Origin of the sequence: Pseudomonas panipatensis (genome assembly GCF_900099785.1) — a bacterium.
GTDB classification, from domain to species: Bacteria; Pseudomonadota; Gammaproteobacteria; order Pseudomonadales; family Pseudomonadaceae; genus Pseudomonas; species Pseudomonas panipatensis.
This window is the reverse complement of the sequence record NZ_FNDS01000001.1, coordinates 119,355-133,826: the sequence shown is the minus strand read 5'-3', so window position 1 is coordinate 133,826 and position 14,472 is coordinate 119,355. Positions and strand designations below refer to the sequence as shown.

The following is a 14,472-nucleotide window of genomic DNA, read 5'->3' as shown; positions in this document are numbered from 1 at the left end:
CCAAGTGCAAACGGGGCTGCCCCGCTCCCCGCGTGCAGCCCCGCCCCATCGTTCTAACATCGGGCGCCAGGCCCGTGCTGGAACTCACTCCACAACTCAGTGAATCACGCCGACCCGGGAGAAATTCGGTAGATTGCGCGGTTTGGGATCGGGCCAGCTCATCCACACGGCGAACGCCTTGCCGACGATATTGCGGTCCGGAACCATGCCCAGCAGATCCTTCGGAATCTTCGGGTCGTTCCAGTAACGGCTGTCGTTGGAGTTGTCGCGGTTGTCGCCCATCATGAAGTAATGATCGGCCGGAACCGTCCATTCCTTGCCCGGCTCGACGCGATAGCGGGTCATTTCCTTGCGGATCATGTGCTCCACATCGCCCAACTTTTCCTTGTACAGCGTAACGCTGCCCAGGCTGCCCGGCTCTTCGCCGATCAGCTGCTCGGCCACCAGTTGGTCGTTGATGTAGAGGCGCTTGTCGCTGGTGTAGCGAATCTTGTCCCCCGGAACCCCGACCACGCGCTTGATGTAGTTGATGTTCGGATCGCTGGGGTAGCGGAACACCATGACGTCACCGCGCTGCGGGTCGCCAACGGGGATCACCTTGGCGTCCAGCACCGGCAGGCGGATGCCATAGGCGAACTTGTTGACCAGGATGAAGTCGCCCACTTCCAGGGTCGGCTTCATCGAACCGGAGGGAATCTGGAACGGCTCGACCAGGAAAGAGCGCAACACCAGCACGATGAACAGCACCGGGAAGAAGGACTTGCCGTACTCGATCAGTACGGGCTCCTTGTTCAGCTTGTCGAGCACTTCCGGATCGGGCTCACTGACCGAGCCCTGGTAGGCGGAGATGGCCGCCCGGCGACGGGGTGCGAACAGCACCAGGTCCACCAGGGCGAGAACGCCGCAAACAGCCACGGCGATCACCAGCAACAGCGGGAAATTCAGCGTCATAGTTTCTAACTGTCCACTTTGAGCACGGCGAGGAAGGCTTCCTGGGGAATTTCCACGCTACCGACCTGCTTCATCCGTTTCTTACCGGCCTTCTGCTTCTCCAGCAGCTTGCGCTTACGGCTCACATCACCACCGTAGCACTTGGCCAGCACGTTCTTCCTGAGCGCCTTGACCGTCGAGCGAGCGATGATCTGCCCCCCGATGGCCGCCTGAATCGCGACGTCGAACATCTGACGCGGGATCAGTTCCTTCATCTTCTCCACCAGCGCGCGCCCTTTGTAGGGAGCGTTGTCGCGGTGAACGATCAACGCGAGGGCATCGACCTTCTCGCCGTTGATCAGCACATCGAGGCGGACCAGATTGGCCGGCTCGAAACGATCGAAGCTGTAATCGAGCGAAGCATATCCACGGCTGGTCGACTTCAGTCGGTCGAAGAAGTCCAGCACCACTTCGTTCATCGGCATGTCGTAGATCACCTGGACCTGACCGCTGAGGAAGTGCATGTCGCGCTGAACACCGCGCTTCTCGATGCACAGGGTAATGACGTTACCCAGGTGCTCCTGAGGCACAAGAATGGTCGCACGGCAGATCGGCTCGCGCATTTCGTCGATGAACGAGAGGTCGGGCAGCTTGGACGGGTTGTCGACATAGATGATGTCGCCGTTCTTCTGCACGATCTCGTAGACCACGGTCGGCGCGGTGGTGATCAGGTCCAGATCGTATTCGCGCTCCAAGCGCTCCTGGATGATCTCCATGTGGAGCATGCCGAGGAAGCCGCAACGGAAGCCGAAGCCAAGCGCTTCCGAGCTTTCCGGCTCGTACTGCAGCGAGGAGTCGTTCAGCGTCAGCTTCTGCAGCGCCTCGCGGAAGTCCTCGAAGTCATCCGAACTGACCGGGAACAGACCGGCGTAGACCTGCGGCTTGACGCGTTTGAAGCCCGGCAGGACCTCCACGTCAGGCGTGTTGCTCAGGGTCAGGGTGTCACCCACGGGCGCGCCATGGATGTCCTTGATACCGGCGATGATGAAGCCCACTTCGCCGGCCTTGAGGTCAGCCATCTCGGTGTGTTTCGGAGTGAAGACACCGACGCTGTCCACCTGATGGATCTTGCCGGTGGACTTCACCAGAATCTTGTCGCCCTTCTTCACCCGGCCGTGCTTGACCCGCACCAGCGAGACCACGCCCAGGTAGTTGTCGAACCAGGAGTCGATGATCAACGCCTGCAGCGGCGCCTCGATTTCGCCTTCCGGCGCCGGAATGGTCGCGACCAGGCGCTCGAGCACCTCGTCCACACCCATGCCGCTTTTCGCCGAGCAGGCAACGGCGTCGGTGGCATCGATACCGATGATGCTCTCGATCTCATCCTTCACCCGATCCGGGTCGGCCTGCGGCAGGTCCATCTTGTTCAGCACGGGCATGACTTCCAGGCCCTGCTCGATGGCGGTATAGCAGTTGGCGACGGACTGCGCCTCGACACCCTGGCCGGCGTCCACCACCAGCAGCGCGCCCTCGCAGGCAGCCAGCGAGCGGCTGACTTCATAGGTGAAGTCGACGTGGCCGGGGGTATCGATGAAGTTCAGTTGATAGGTCTTACCGTCCTGCGCCTTGTAGTGCAGGGTGACGCTGTGCGCCTTGATGGTGATGCCGCGCTCGCGTTCCAGATCCATGGAGTCGAGAACCTGCGCTTCCATCTCGCGGTCGGAAAGACCACCGCACATCTGGATGAAGCGGTCGGCGAGGGTCGACTTGCCATGGTCGATGTGGGCGATGATGGAGAAATTGCGGATATGACTCAGGTCACTCACGGCTTGACACACTCGGAAGGCTGAAGGCGGCGATCTGCCGAAAAATAGCCGGGGAGTTTACCTGAGTCCGCCACATCACGTCACGCACGCGGCAGCTCGGCGGACATGAAAAAGGGCGGCCAGAGCCGCCCTTTTCACCTTTCAGGATTATTCACCCAGCTTGAAAGTGATGAAGCTGGCACGCCCCTGACGCAAGACGCGCATGGACACCGAACGATCCTTCGGCAAGCCCTTGGCGATATCGGCGAACACCTTGGCAGAGTCCACCTGGCGATTGTTCAGGTGGGTGATGACATCCCCGGGACGCAGACCGATCATCGCTGCCGGACCATCCTGAACGTCGCGAATCACTACGCCGCCCTTGATATCCATCTGCTTGAGCTGCTCGGCGGTCAGGTCGGCAACGGTCACACCCAGGCGATTGCTGCTGCGCTCGGCACCCTGGCCTTCGACCGCGGCGACCTCTTCATCCTGATCCGGCAGGTTACCGATGGTCATGTTCAGGGTCTTGCGCGAGCCCTCACGGAACACGTCCAGGGAGGCTTTGTCACCCGGCTTCATGCCGCCCACCAGATGCGGCAGATCTGCCGATTCGTTGATGGTCTGACCATTGAGACTGAGGATCACGTCGCCAACCTGCAGACCACCCTTGGCTGCCGGACCATCCTGCACCAGTTGCGCGACCAGCGCGCCGGCCGGCTTGTCCAGACCGAGGGATTCGGCGAGATCCTTGCTGACCTCCTGAATCACCACGCCCAACCAGCCGCGACTGACCTTGCCACCTTTTTTCAACTGATCGGCGACATTCATCGCCACATCGATTGGAATGGCGAAGGAAAGGCCCATGAAGCCACCGGAACGGGTGAAGATCTGCGAGTTGATACCGACCACTTCCCCCTGCAGGTTGAGCAAGGGACCACCGGAGTTGCCCGGGTTGATCGCTACGTCGGTTTGAATGAAAGGCACATAGTTCTCGTTCGGCAGGCTACGCCCCTTGGCGCTGACGATACCGGCGGTCACCGAGTGGTCGAAACCGAAAGGAGAACCGATGGCCAGCACCCACTCACCCACCTTGAGCTTGTCGGAATCGCCAAGCTTAAGGGTCGGCAGGCTCTTCGCGTCGATTTTCAGCAGGGCCACATCGCTGCGCGGGTCCGCCCCAACCAACTTGGCCTTGTGCTCGCTGCGATCGGACAGACGCACGAGAATCTCATCAGCATCCGCCACTACGTGGTTATTGGTCAGGATGTAACCATCATCGGAGATGATGAAGCCCGACCCCAGGGACTGGGCCTCGCGCGGAGCGCCACGGGGAGTCCGCTGTCCACCCTGCCCACGCGGCATGCTGCGCTCGATGAAGTCACGGAACATCGGCGGCAACCCTTCCAGGTCGGGCATCTGCCCACTGGCGACCTGCTCGGGCAGTTTTTGGGTAGTGCTGATATTCACCACCGCTGGCGAAGCCTTCTCCACCAACGTGGTGAAATCCGGCAAATCGGCGCGGGCAACGACTGACAGGCTCAAGGCCAACAGAGCGACCAACGCAGCCATACTGCGTTTCAGGGTTTGCATGGACTACTGCTCCCGTGTTCAAAGGGAAGTTGACTTAGACGGGCCTCTCGCCCCCCCATGACCAGCGCACGCAGCACGACAGGTTGCAACGCCGGATCATTCGAATGGCGCCGCGAATGGCGCCGCACCAGCAGCCAGGCAGCGAGGAATCCCGCAAGGCCGGCCACAACCAACCAAGGCTCGGCCAGTCCGCAGAACTGCGCAAGCAGGGCGACGAAAAACAGGCCGAACAACGGAAACAGATAGAACAGCAGGGCACTCTTCAGCAAGAGTTCTTCGCGCACGCCGAAAACCACGCGATCGCCCACCCTCAACTGCAACTCACTCAGCGCACGCACCCGACGGCATCCGGAGCCACTCCCCAGACGCTGCAAGATCCCCTGACCACATCCGGCATTCAGCGCACACGCGGAACAGGTGCCTTGGCGCAGCGTTTCGACCCAGACAGCTCCAGGTTCAACACCGACCACACACCCCTGCTCCTCGATCACTGCGCGGCAGCACCCTGGGCTTGAGGGCGCACCGACATGGCGATTCGTTCGGCGGTGCCACTGGGTATCTCGCCGACTACGGTGACCATCATGCCGCCATCATCGGTATTCAGTCGCTTGGCCACTACCGCGGTCGGACCCAGTTGAGTTCTGGCATCGTCAACCTTGGCGCCGTGCAGCGGCTCGACGAAGATCGAGAAACGGGCCAGGCCATCACCATAATCGAAGCTAGCGACCTGATCCTCGGACACCGGGCTGCGCTGCATGGAAACACCATCAAGCGTAAAGCCGGGCGGAACCCACTCCGAATGCCATGGCACTTTCGCCGACACTTCCGGCTTGGATGCGCGAATCGCCTGGCAGTCGGCCGAAGGCTGCAACGCTGCATCATCCGGGGTGTCGATACTCACCCGGGTGAACTGCAGACGTTCGAGAATCTGTCCCTTTTCATTGAGCAGCAACGATTTGAGCGGCAAGCCGGTCTGCTGGTCGATATGCAATTCAAAACCATAGCGGTACTGATCTCGCGGGACCAGGGCAATCACCATCGCATCACGCCCAGCGATACGTGACTCTCCCAACATGCGGAGGTCATACCAGGATGCGAGATCGGCGGCATTGAACTTACGCGCCGGCCACAGAGGCCCGCCACCCAACTGGCCAGCCATACCGCCCGCGATGCACTGGGTGACACCGTCGATCCGCGACACTTCCTGGCGGGGCCCGTCCAGTTGTAACAGTCGTTCGCGCACTGCCCCACCCGGATCTGCCCGATGCCAAATCTCATGGGTGGAAAAAACGCCATTGCGCTCGTAAACGAAAGTGCCCTGGAAACTCTGTCGCTGCTCAACGTCGGAAAGACGCTTGACCCAGACCAAAGCATCGGCGGCCTGGACCGGCATCGCCAGCAGACCGCCAAGGAACAACAACAGGACTGTAGCGCGCATGTCGCTCCTTACATCGGCTATCAGCGACTTTCCAGGCTAGCGGCGCGCGCGTATGGCAGGGCGCTGTCGGTACCACTCACAGCCGACTGCTGGGCATGCTGGCGGAGGTACCCCGGAAGACGCTGTTCATGCCACGTGGTTGGGCTACCCGAACCACCGGTAATGACCTGCGGTGCATCCTCGCTCTGGTTGTAGCCTGCCAGCACCGCCGGGCCCTGTACCTGCGGCAGGGTCAGCTGCGGGGTGGCGCCTTGCTGAGCCAGGCTGGGCGCAACGCTGTCGTTCTGATGGTATAGCCGAACACCAGCCAGTACGGCCAGCGTCACGGACGCGGCAACGGCCAGACGCCCCAGATTGCGCCACGGCTTACGCACCGGCTGAGCGGGCGCTGCCTCTTCGGCCAGGGCTGCCGATACCGCCGCAGCGATGTCCAGCTTGGGCATGACGGGCTCACGGTGCATGACCGAACGCGCCAGTTGATAGCGCGACCAAGTGGCACGCAATTCTGCATCTTCGCCGCAGGCTGCGAGCACGCGGCGCAGTTCGAGTTCGTCCGCTTCGTTATCCATCACAGCGGACAGCGACTCCTGCAGGGCTTCACGACTCATGGCGTACCTCTCTTGGCTGTTGCCGCCGTATCAGGACTCTTCATGCAGCAAAGGCTGCAAAGCTTTGTCTATTGCCTCCCGCGCACGGAAAATCCGTGAGCGGACAGTTCCCACCGGGCATTGCATCACGGTGGCGATATCCTCGTAGCTCAATCCCTCGAATTCGCGCAGGGTCAGGGCCGTGCGCAAGTCCTCGGGCAATTGCTGGATGGTGCGATGGACTGTTTCCTCGATCTCATCCCGCAACATCGCCCGCTCCGGAGACTCGATGTCCTTCAGGGCATGGTCGCCCTCGAAAAACTCCGCATCCTCGGCTGTCACATCACTGTCCGGAGGCCGCCGACCGCGGGCAACCAGATGGTTCTTCGCGGTATTGATGGCAATCCGATACAACCACGTATAAAAGGCACTGTCTCCGCGGAAGTTGCCCAAGGCCCGATAAGCCTTGATGAAGGCCTCCTGAGCAACGTCCTGGGCTTCCTGAGCGTCGTGCACGAAGCGCACGATCAAACCTAGAATCTTGTGTTGGTACTTCAGTACCAGTAGATCGAAAGCCCGCTTGTCGCCGCGCTGTACCCGTTCAACCAGTTGCTGATCCTGTTCCTGGGTTAGCATGCATGCTCCTCTACGTGCCTGGAGGAGCCTCGAGCACCCTGGTGAATCGCTCTGCCAAGATAGACTCGGGTGTTTTGCAAAAGTTCTCCCCTCCACGCATACGCCGCACAGTTTTTTTACCGCCTCGCGGCAATCGGGCCGAAGACTGAGTCAACGGCCCATTTGATTCGACTGTAACGGGTAAATAATCGGCGCCTTCTCTGCGCATTTTGAACCTACAGAAAAAGGCTTCAGACATTCACCGTTAGAACCGGAAACACTGAGATAGTTCCGCGCTCTACACGCGCGAATCCAGGCACCGACGAATATCCACAGCCGGGCCCGGCATTGGGCCGCTATTGTGCCGCTCCCCCCTTCTATATACTAGGCCGCCACCATCTGGAATCAGGGCATGAGCGAGCACTTTCAGCACGATGTACTAGTGATCGGCAGCGGGGCCGCGGGCCTCAGCCTGGCCTTGACGTTGCCGCAACACCTGCGCATCGCGGTCCTGAGCAAAGGCGAGCTGTCCCAGGGTTCCACCTTCTGGGCCCAAGGTGGGGTCGCCGCCGTACTCGATGACACCGATACCGTCGAGTCCCACGTCGAAGACACATTGGTTGCAGGCGCCGGCCTGTGCCGTGAAGATGCGGTGCGCTTCACCGTCGAGCACAGCCGCGAAGCCATCCAGTGGCTGATCGACCAGGGCGTGCCCTTCACCCGCGACAGTGAGCCGGGACGCGAGGATGGTGGCTTCGAGTTCCACCTGACCCGTGAAGGCGGCCACAGCCACAGACGCATCATCCATGCCGCCGATGCCACCGGCGCGGCCATCTTCAATACCCTGCTGGAGAAAGCCCGGCAGCGCCCGAATATCGAATTGCTGCCGCAGCGCGTGGCGGTCGACCTGATCACCGAGCGCAAGCTGGGGATTTCCGGCCAGCGCTGCCTCGGCGCCTACGTACTGAACCGCGACAGCGGCGAGGTGGACACCTTCGCCGCCCGCTTCACCGTGCTCGCCTCCGGCGGCGCCAGCAAGGTCTACCTGTATACCAGCAACCCGGATGGCAACTCCGGCGATGGCATCGCCATGGCCTGGCGCGCCGGTTGCCGGGTGGGCAACCTGGAGTTCAATCAGTTCCACCCGACCTGCCTGTATCACCCGCAGGCCAAGAGTTTCCTGATCACCGAAGCGCTGCGTGGCGAGGGCGCGTTCCTGCGCCTGCCCAACGGCGAGCGCTTCATGCATCGCTTCGATCCGCGCGCGGAACTGGCCCCGCGCGACGTCGTGGCCCGCGCCATCGACCATGAAATGAAGCGCCTGGGCGCCGATTGCGTGTACCTGGACATCAGCCACAAGCCGGCGGAGTTCATCAAGGAACACTTCCCCACGGTCTACGAGCGCTGCCTGGGCTTCGGCATCGACATCACCCGCGAGCCCATCCCGGTGGTCCCGGCTGCACACTACACCTGCGGCGGCGTGCTGGTGGACCAGCACGGCCACACCGACGTGCCGCATCTCTATGCCATAGGCGAAACCAGTTTCACCGGCCTGCATGGCGCCAACCGCATGGCCAGCAACTCATTGCTGGAGTGTTTCGTCTACGCCCGCTCGGCGGCTGCCGACATAGAAGCGCGGCTAGAGCGAACCCCGCAGCCGAGCGCCCTGCCCAGCTGGGACGCCAGCCAGGTCACCGACTCCGACGAAGACGTGATCATCGCGCACAACTGGGATGAGCTGCGGCGCTTCATGTGGGACTACGTCGGCATCGTGCGCACCAACAAGCGCCTGCAGCGCGCCCAGCACCGCGTACGCCTGCTGCTCAGCGAGATCGACGAGTTCTACAGTAACTACCGGGTGAGCCGCGACCTGATCGAGCTGCGCAACCTTGCCCTGGTTGCCGAGTTGATCATCGGTTCGGCCATGCTTCGCCACGAAAGCCGCGGCCTGCACTACACGCTGGACTATCCCGAGCAATTGCCGGAAGCGCGCGACACTATCCTGGCGCCGCCCACCTATCACGACTGAAGCGCAGCCGCAGGCGCAAGCGCCGGTGCGCTTCCGCCGTCAGGCTGTCGGCGGGCAGGCACAGCCCCCGGCTCCAGCGGCTGCCGGGCAGGCGGAAACGCAGAACGATCAATGCGGGCAGCGCCAGGCTGTCAGGACGCAGTTGCACTGCCTGCCAGCCATGCGCCGCACTCCACAACTGCCAGCCGCCGGCATCGTGACGCAAGGCGCCATAGGCGTGCGGACTGCGCAACAGGATGTGCCGCGGCAAGACCCATAGCCCGTGCCCCAGGCAGAGGAGCAATCCCAGGCCCTGCCATAGCGCTTCGATGGCCGCCAGGCAGAGCGCCGCAACGGCCAGGATCAGCGCGACGAGATAGGCCGCCAGCAATTGCCCCGAGGGGCGCCAGCGGCATTCGAAGGCATCACTTCGGTTGGACACGGTCCAGGATCATGCGCACGATGTGGCGCAGGTCGGCGTCTTCCGGCTCGCCCCGCTGCATGAACCAGCCGAACATGTCCTGGTCTTCGCATTCCAGCAGCTTGCGGAAGCGTGCCTGGTTCTCGGCATCCAGGCCTGGATAGACCTCCTGCACGAAGGGCACCAGCAGCACGTCCAGCTCCAGCATGCCGCGGCGGCTGTGCCAGAAGAGTCGTTTCAGTTCGGTTTCATCGGTCATCTGCGGGGGTCCTCGGCGCTACATCGGAAGTTCCACGGACCGGCGCCTGTCCGGTATCCGTGAAAGCAGCCGCATTATACGCATGCCCCCGCCCGCCGGCACCCGCTGACAAGCGCAGGCCCCGGCTCTATGATGGCGACCCTAACTTTCTTCCAGCGATCCGCAATGGCCGACTCCGCGTTCTACACCGCCCTGACCCACGAAGGGGTCCTCGCCGTCCGAGGCGTGGACGCCGCCAAGTTCCTGCAAGGCCAGCTGACCTGCAATCTCAATTACCTCGATGCCGAAACCGCCAGCCTGGGCGCGCGTTGCACGCCCAAGGGACGCATGACGTCGAGTTTCCGCATACTCGCCGAAGGCGACGGCTACCTGCTCGCCATGGCCAGCGAGCTGCTTGAAGCGCAACTGGCGGACCTGAAGAAATACGCGGTCTTCTCGAAGGCCAGCCTGAGCGACGACAGTGCCACCTGGGCGCGCTTCGGCCTGGTCGGCGGCGAAGCCGTCCTCGCCAGCCTGGACATGCGCCTGCCGGCCCAGGTCGATGGCGTGGCGCGCGCCGGCCAGTTGCTCGCGGTGCGCCTGGGAGAGGATCGCGCCGAACTCTGGGTGCCCGCCGCGCGGGCCAGCGAGGTACGCGAGCGCTTGGCCGCCAGTCTCGGCGAAGGCAGCCTCAACGATTGGCTGCTGGCTCAGATCCGCGCAGGCGTCGGCCAGGTCTTCGGCGCCACCCGCGAGCTGTTCATCCCGCAGATGATCAACCTGCAGGCCGTGGGCGGCGTCAGTTTCAAGAAAGGCTGTTACACCGGCCAGGAGATCGTCGCGCGCATGCAGTACCTCGGCCGCCTCAAGCGCCGCCTGTACCGCCTGGCGCTGGATGCCGGCGAGTTGCCCGCACCGGGCAGCGAGCTGTTCTCGCCGGTGCACGGCAGCAGTGTCGGTGAAGTGGTGCTGGCCGCCCGCGCCGGCGATGCCATCGAGTTGCTCGCCGTGCTGCAGGACGACGCCGTCGCCGACGGGCGCATCCGCCTGGGGCAGGCCGAAGAGGGTCCGGCGCTGCGCCTGCTCGACTTGCCTTACGTGCTGGACAGCGACCGCGAAATCCAGCGCTGATCCGCTCAATCGAATTGCCTGCCGGGCGGGGAGCCCGGCCCCACCAAGGAACAGCCATGAGCAAGCTTGCCGAAAAAGTACAACAGGAACTGCTGCGGGCCATCGATAACGACGAGCTGGTGCTGCCGACCCTGCCGGAAGTGGCGCTGCGGGTCCGCGAGGCGGCGGAAGACCCGGATGTCAGCATCCAGGACCTGAGCCGGGTGATCGGCAACGATGCCGCCCTCACCGCGCGCATCATCAAGGTGGTGAACAGCCCGTTGCTGCGCACCAACAAGGAAATCACCGACCTGCAGATGGCCATCGGCCGCCTCGGCATCAATTACACCAGCAACCTGGCCACCGGCCTGGCCATGGAGCAGATGTTCCAGGCCACCTCCGACGTGGTCGATCGCAAGATGCGCGAGGTGTGGAACAAGAGCACCGAGATCGCCGGCATCTGCCATGCGCTCTGCCGCCACTACACTCGGCTGATGCCGGACCAGGCGACCCTGGCCGGACTGGTGCACCAGATCGGTGTGCTGCCGATCCTCACCTACGCCGAGGAACACAGCGAGCTGCTCGCCGACTCCATCAGCCTCAACCATGTGATCGAGCGCATCCATCCGCTGATCGGCGACCGCATCCTCAAGACCTGGGAGTTCCCCGCGCCCATCGCCGCGGTACCCGGCCAGCATCTGGACTTCAATCGCGATTCGGTCCGGGTCGACTACGTGGACATCGTCCAGGTAGCCACCCTGCAGAGCCTTCTCGGCACCCAGCACCCCTACACCGAGCTGGACTGGAGCAAGATTCCCGCGTTCGCCAAGCTCGGTCTGGACCCGCACGCCGACCTCAAGGCCGACGAAGACCTCTCCGCCGCCATGGAAGCGGCCATGAGCATGCTGCAGTAAGCGGCGCCGGACGAACACGAACGCCACGGGCTGCCGTGGCGACGGACATGACCCGCCTCGCGCGGGTCTTTTTTTGCCCGGACGGCTGCGGCTCCGCCCTAGGGAAGCCGCACGATCAGGCCAGACTGGCGGGCGGCGCTGAACGACCCTTCAAAGCGCCGGCAGCGCCCAGTCGATCGGCGCCTTGCCGTGCTGTTCGAGGAACTTGTTGGTGCGGCTGAAGTGGCCGTTGCCGAGGAAGCCGCGGTAGGCCGACAGCGGCGACGGATGCGCCGACTTGAGGATCAGGTGCTTGTGCGGGTCGATCAGCTTCTGCTTGCTCTGCGCGTGCGAGCCCCAGAGCAGGAACACCAGGCCGTCGCAGCGCTCGTTGATCACTTCGATGACGCGGTCGGTGAAACGCTGCCAGCCGGCATTGGCGTGCGAACCGGCGCGCGCCTGCTCGACCGTCAGCGAGGTGTTGAGCAGCAACACGCCCTGCTCCGCCCAGTGCTGCAGGTAGCCGTGGTCGGGAATCGGGATGTTCAGATCGCGCTGCAGCTCCTTATAGATGTTCTGCAGCGACGGCGGCGTCGGCACGCCCGGCTGTACCGAGAAGCACAGGCCATGGGCCTGGCCCGGACCGTGGTAGGGGTCCTGACCGATGATGACCACCTTGACCTTGTCCAGCGGCGTGGAGTTCAGCGCATTGAAGATCAACGGCCCCGGCGGAAAGATCACCTTGCCGGCGGCCTTCTCGCTACGCAGGAATTCGCTGAGTTCCTGCATATAGGGTTTGTCGAACTCTTCGCGAAGGGCAGCCTTCCAGCTTTCCTCCAGTTTGATACGATCGTCGCTCGCGCTCATGGGACACCTGATGGAACATGCCCGGCGCACCCTAGAAAAGCCCGTGCCCCTTGTCAATCCGGCCTTTGCAATGGACTCCATGGAACCTTCCAGCAAGCCCCTGGCGGCTGAGGCGCTGCGCTTCGCCCTGTACAACCGCTTTCTGAAAGGCGAGGCGAAGATTCCGCAAATGCCCGAGGCGCAACTGCGTATCCGTCGCTTGCTGAGCGATCCACGCAGCTCGCTGGAGCAATTGGCGCGCGTGATCAATGCCGACCCGCCGCTGGCCGCCTACCTGATGCAGTTCGCCGATAGCCCGCTGCTGCGCGGCAGCCGGCCCTGCGCTTCGCTGCGCGACGTGCTGGCGCGCCTCGGCACGCGCCGGCTGGGCAACCTGGTGTTCAGCTTCGGCGTGCGCAACCTCTATATCGGCAAGGAACCGGCGCTGCAACGGCTCTTCCGCGCACGCTGGAAAGCCGCGCTGGAGCGCGCCGCCTTCAGCGCCATCCTGGCCCAGCACAGCCAGGTGGCCGACGTCGACGACGCCATGCTCGGCGGCCTGTTGCAGGATGTCGGCAGCCTGCCGCTGCTCGCCGAACTGGAGCGCTGGCCGCATTACCCGCGCGAACCAGAGGCGCTGCAACAGCTCTGCGAATGGCTGTCCGGCGACATCGGCGTGGTCATCATGACCGTCTGGAAACTGCCCACGGTGATGATCGAATGCGCCCGCCAGCGCACCCACTGGGCGCGCCAGCACGATGGCGCGGCCGATCTCGCCGACCTGGTGCAGGTCGCCCACCACCTGCGCGATCCACAGCTGGCCGCCGAGTCCCTGCAGCGCCTGCCGGCCTTCGACCGGCTGAGCGCTGTCTGCCCGATGCTGCGCCAGCCGGCCGACGCGCTGCGCGCGTTGCTGACCGAGGAAGCGGCGTTGTGGCAGCGCCTGCTCGGTGGCCGCTGAGGCGCCGTCAGCCCTGGTGCAAGGCCCGGTAATGACTGGGCGCCATGCCGACCACGCGCTTGAACAAGCGCGAGAAGTAATACGCATCGGCATACCCGAGCTGCTCGGCGACCTGGCGCACGTCCAGGTTGCCCTGGTCGAGCAGGCGGCAGGCATGGGTCATCTTCAGGCGGATGAAATCCTGGATCGGCGCCTGCCCGGTCAGCGCGCGGTAGGTCTTGGCGAAATGGAAGCGCGACAGGTGGAACTGCGCGGCCAACTCATCGAGGTTCAGGCTCGTATCCAGGTGCTCGCGCATCAGCGCCTGCACCGCGTCGATATCCAGCACCCCGCCGGACTTCAGGCGCGCCCGCACCGGACGCAGGGCCAGCGAGGTGAGCAGGCTCTGCAGCAGGTGCGCGGCATGGATGAAGTGCGGCAGGCTGAGGCCCTGGCGGCGCAGCGCCAGCAGCGCGTCGAACTCACCACGCAGGCGTGGCTGCACGCCGATACGCAAGCGCGGCGACTTGCCCAGTGGGCGCAGGAACTCCTCGGCCAGGCTGCCATCCAGGTGTACCCAGAAGATCGACCAGGGCCGCTCGGCGGCGGCGCCATAGGCGTGGGCGCGTCCCTTGGGCAGCACCAGCAGGTCGCCGGCCTGGATATCGAATCGTCCATCCGCGTTCTCCAGCCAGCCCTCCCCGGCGCTGCAATAGATCAGCAGGTGATCGTCCGGCGTCTGGCGCTGCATGCGATGCCCGGCCGCCGCCGGGTAATAGCCCAGGGCCAACGGATAGCAGGCCTGGCCCAGAGGGTGCCGAGCCAGGGCGCGGCGCAGGCGCGGCGGGGTGATGAAGCGGATGCCCTGCTGGGGCAACGGCCAGGCGGAGATAAGTGGGCTGCCGGACATGGGAAAGCGGCCTTGGGCTACAGTCAGTGAATGCCAAGATCGTCCATCCATCGAGCAAGATCGTCAATCCACAGGTCGGTCCCTTCCGCGCTATAACCCCAGGCACGCTCCAGCCCACAAGAACAACGAGGAAGCCCC

Annotated in this window: 15 protein-coding genes; 4 read left to right on the top strand and 11 right to left on the bottom strand. The window is 63.6% G+C overall.

What is annotated here, in order from left to right:
• Window positions 1-96 precede the first annotated feature (96 nt).
• The 7 genes from lepB to rpoE form a co-directional block, all read right to left on the bottom strand.
• Entirely contained in the window at window positions 97-951 is an 855-nt protein-coding gene (gene lepB / locus BLQ74_RS00630) for a signal peptidase I (protein ID WP_090259772.1), read from the bottom strand.
• 5 nt (window positions 952-956) lie between these two features.
• Complete coding sequence (gene lepA, locus BLQ74_RS00625; RefSeq protein ID WP_090259769.1) at window positions 957-2,756, bottom strand: translation elongation factor 4; 1,800 nt, start codon at window positions 2,754-2,756, stop codon at window positions 957-959.
• Between the two features lie 147 nt (window positions 2,757-2,903).
• Window positions 2,904-4,328, bottom strand: coding sequence for a DegQ family serine endoprotease (locus tag BLQ74_RS00620; protein ID WP_090259767.1), 1,425 nt, complete (start codon window positions 4,326-4,328; stop codon window positions 2,904-2,906).
• On the bottom strand, window positions 4,316-4,819 hold the full coding sequence (locus BLQ74_RS00615) for a SoxR reducing system RseC family protein (RefSeq protein ID WP_090259766.1): 504 nt from the start codon (window positions 4,817-4,819) through the stop codon (window positions 4,316-4,318). The genes BLQ74_RS00620 and BLQ74_RS00615 overlap by 13 nt, the downstream gene beginning before the upstream one ends.
• Window positions 4,816-5,766 (bottom strand): MucB/RseB C-terminal domain-containing protein, encoded by a 951-nt coding sequence (locus BLQ74_RS00610; RefSeq protein WP_090259763.1) that lies wholly within the window; start codon window positions 5,764-5,766, stop codon window positions 4,816-4,818. The genes BLQ74_RS00615 and BLQ74_RS00610 overlap by 4 nt, the downstream gene beginning before the upstream one ends.
• A gap of 20 nt (window positions 5,767-5,786) precedes the next feature.
• Entirely contained in the window at window positions 5,787-6,374 is a 588-nt protein-coding gene (locus BLQ74_RS00605) for a sigma-E factor negative regulatory protein (RefSeq protein ID WP_090259761.1), read from the bottom strand.
• Window positions 6,375-6,404: 30 nt separating this feature from the next.
• Complete coding sequence (rpoE, locus tag BLQ74_RS00600; protein ID WP_090259759.1) at window positions 6,405-6,989, bottom strand: RNA polymerase sigma factor RpoE/AlgU; 585 nt, start codon at window positions 6,987-6,989, stop codon at window positions 6,405-6,407.
• A gap of 391 nt (window positions 6,990-7,380) precedes the next feature.
• Between rpoE and nadB the strand changes: the two genes are divergently transcribed.
• Window positions 7,381-8,997, top strand: a complete 1,617-nt coding sequence (gene nadB, locus BLQ74_RS00595) for an L-aspartate oxidase (protein WP_090259757.1) — start codon at window positions 7,381-7,383, stop codon at window positions 8,995-8,997.
• On the opposite strand, the gene BLQ74_RS00590 is transcribed toward nadB, so the two are convergent.
• Both BLQ74_RS00590 and BLQ74_RS00585 read right to left on the bottom strand, forming a co-directional pair.
• Window positions 8,966-9,418: a protein YgfX gene (locus BLQ74_RS00590; protein ID WP_090259755.1), complete on the bottom strand. Its 453-nt coding sequence runs from the start codon at window positions 9,416-9,418 to the stop codon at window positions 8,966-8,968. The two genes, nadB and BLQ74_RS00590, sit on opposite strands and share 32 nt — an antisense overlap.
• Window positions 9,402-9,656 (bottom strand): FAD assembly factor SdhE, encoded by a 255-nt coding sequence (locus BLQ74_RS00585; RefSeq protein ID WP_074978862.1) that lies wholly within the window; start codon window positions 9,654-9,656, stop codon window positions 9,402-9,404. The genes BLQ74_RS00590 and BLQ74_RS00585 overlap by 17 nt, the downstream gene beginning before the upstream one ends.
• Window positions 9,657-9,821: 165 nt before the next feature.
• Between BLQ74_RS00585 and ygfZ the strand changes: the two genes are divergently transcribed.
• Entirely contained in the window at window positions 9,822-10,766 is a 945-nt protein-coding gene (ygfZ, locus tag BLQ74_RS00580; protein WP_090259753.1) for a CAF17-like 4Fe-4S cluster assembly/insertion protein YgfZ, read from the top strand.
• Between the two features lie 56 nt (window positions 10,767-10,822).
• A complete protein-coding gene (locus BLQ74_RS00575; RefSeq protein ID WP_090259751.1) occupies window positions 10,823-11,659 on the top strand; it encodes an HDOD domain-containing protein in 837 nt (278 codons plus the stop codon).
• A 150-nt stretch (window positions 11,660-11,809) separates the two neighbouring features.
• Here BLQ74_RS00575 and ung read toward each other — a convergent pair whose 3' ends face one another.
• Window positions 11,810-12,505 (bottom strand): uracil-DNA glycosylase, encoded by a 696-nt coding sequence (gene ung, locus BLQ74_RS00570; RefSeq protein ID WP_090259749.1) that lies wholly within the window; start codon window positions 12,503-12,505, stop codon window positions 11,810-11,812.
• Between the two features lie 79 nt (window positions 12,506-12,584).
• Here ung and BLQ74_RS00565 point away from each other — a divergent pair, with 79 nt between their 5' ends.
• A complete protein-coding gene (locus BLQ74_RS00565; RefSeq protein WP_090261133.1) occupies window positions 12,585-13,445 on the top strand; it encodes an HDOD domain-containing protein in 861 nt (286 codons plus the stop codon).
• 7 nt (window positions 13,446-13,452) lie between these two features.
• Here BLQ74_RS00565 and BLQ74_RS00560 read toward each other — a convergent pair whose 3' ends face one another.
• Window positions 13,453-14,334, bottom strand: a complete 882-nt coding sequence (locus tag BLQ74_RS00560) for an AraC family transcriptional regulator (protein WP_090259748.1) — start codon at window positions 14,332-14,334, stop codon at window positions 13,453-13,455.
• Window positions 14,335-14,472: the final 138 nt, after the last annotated feature.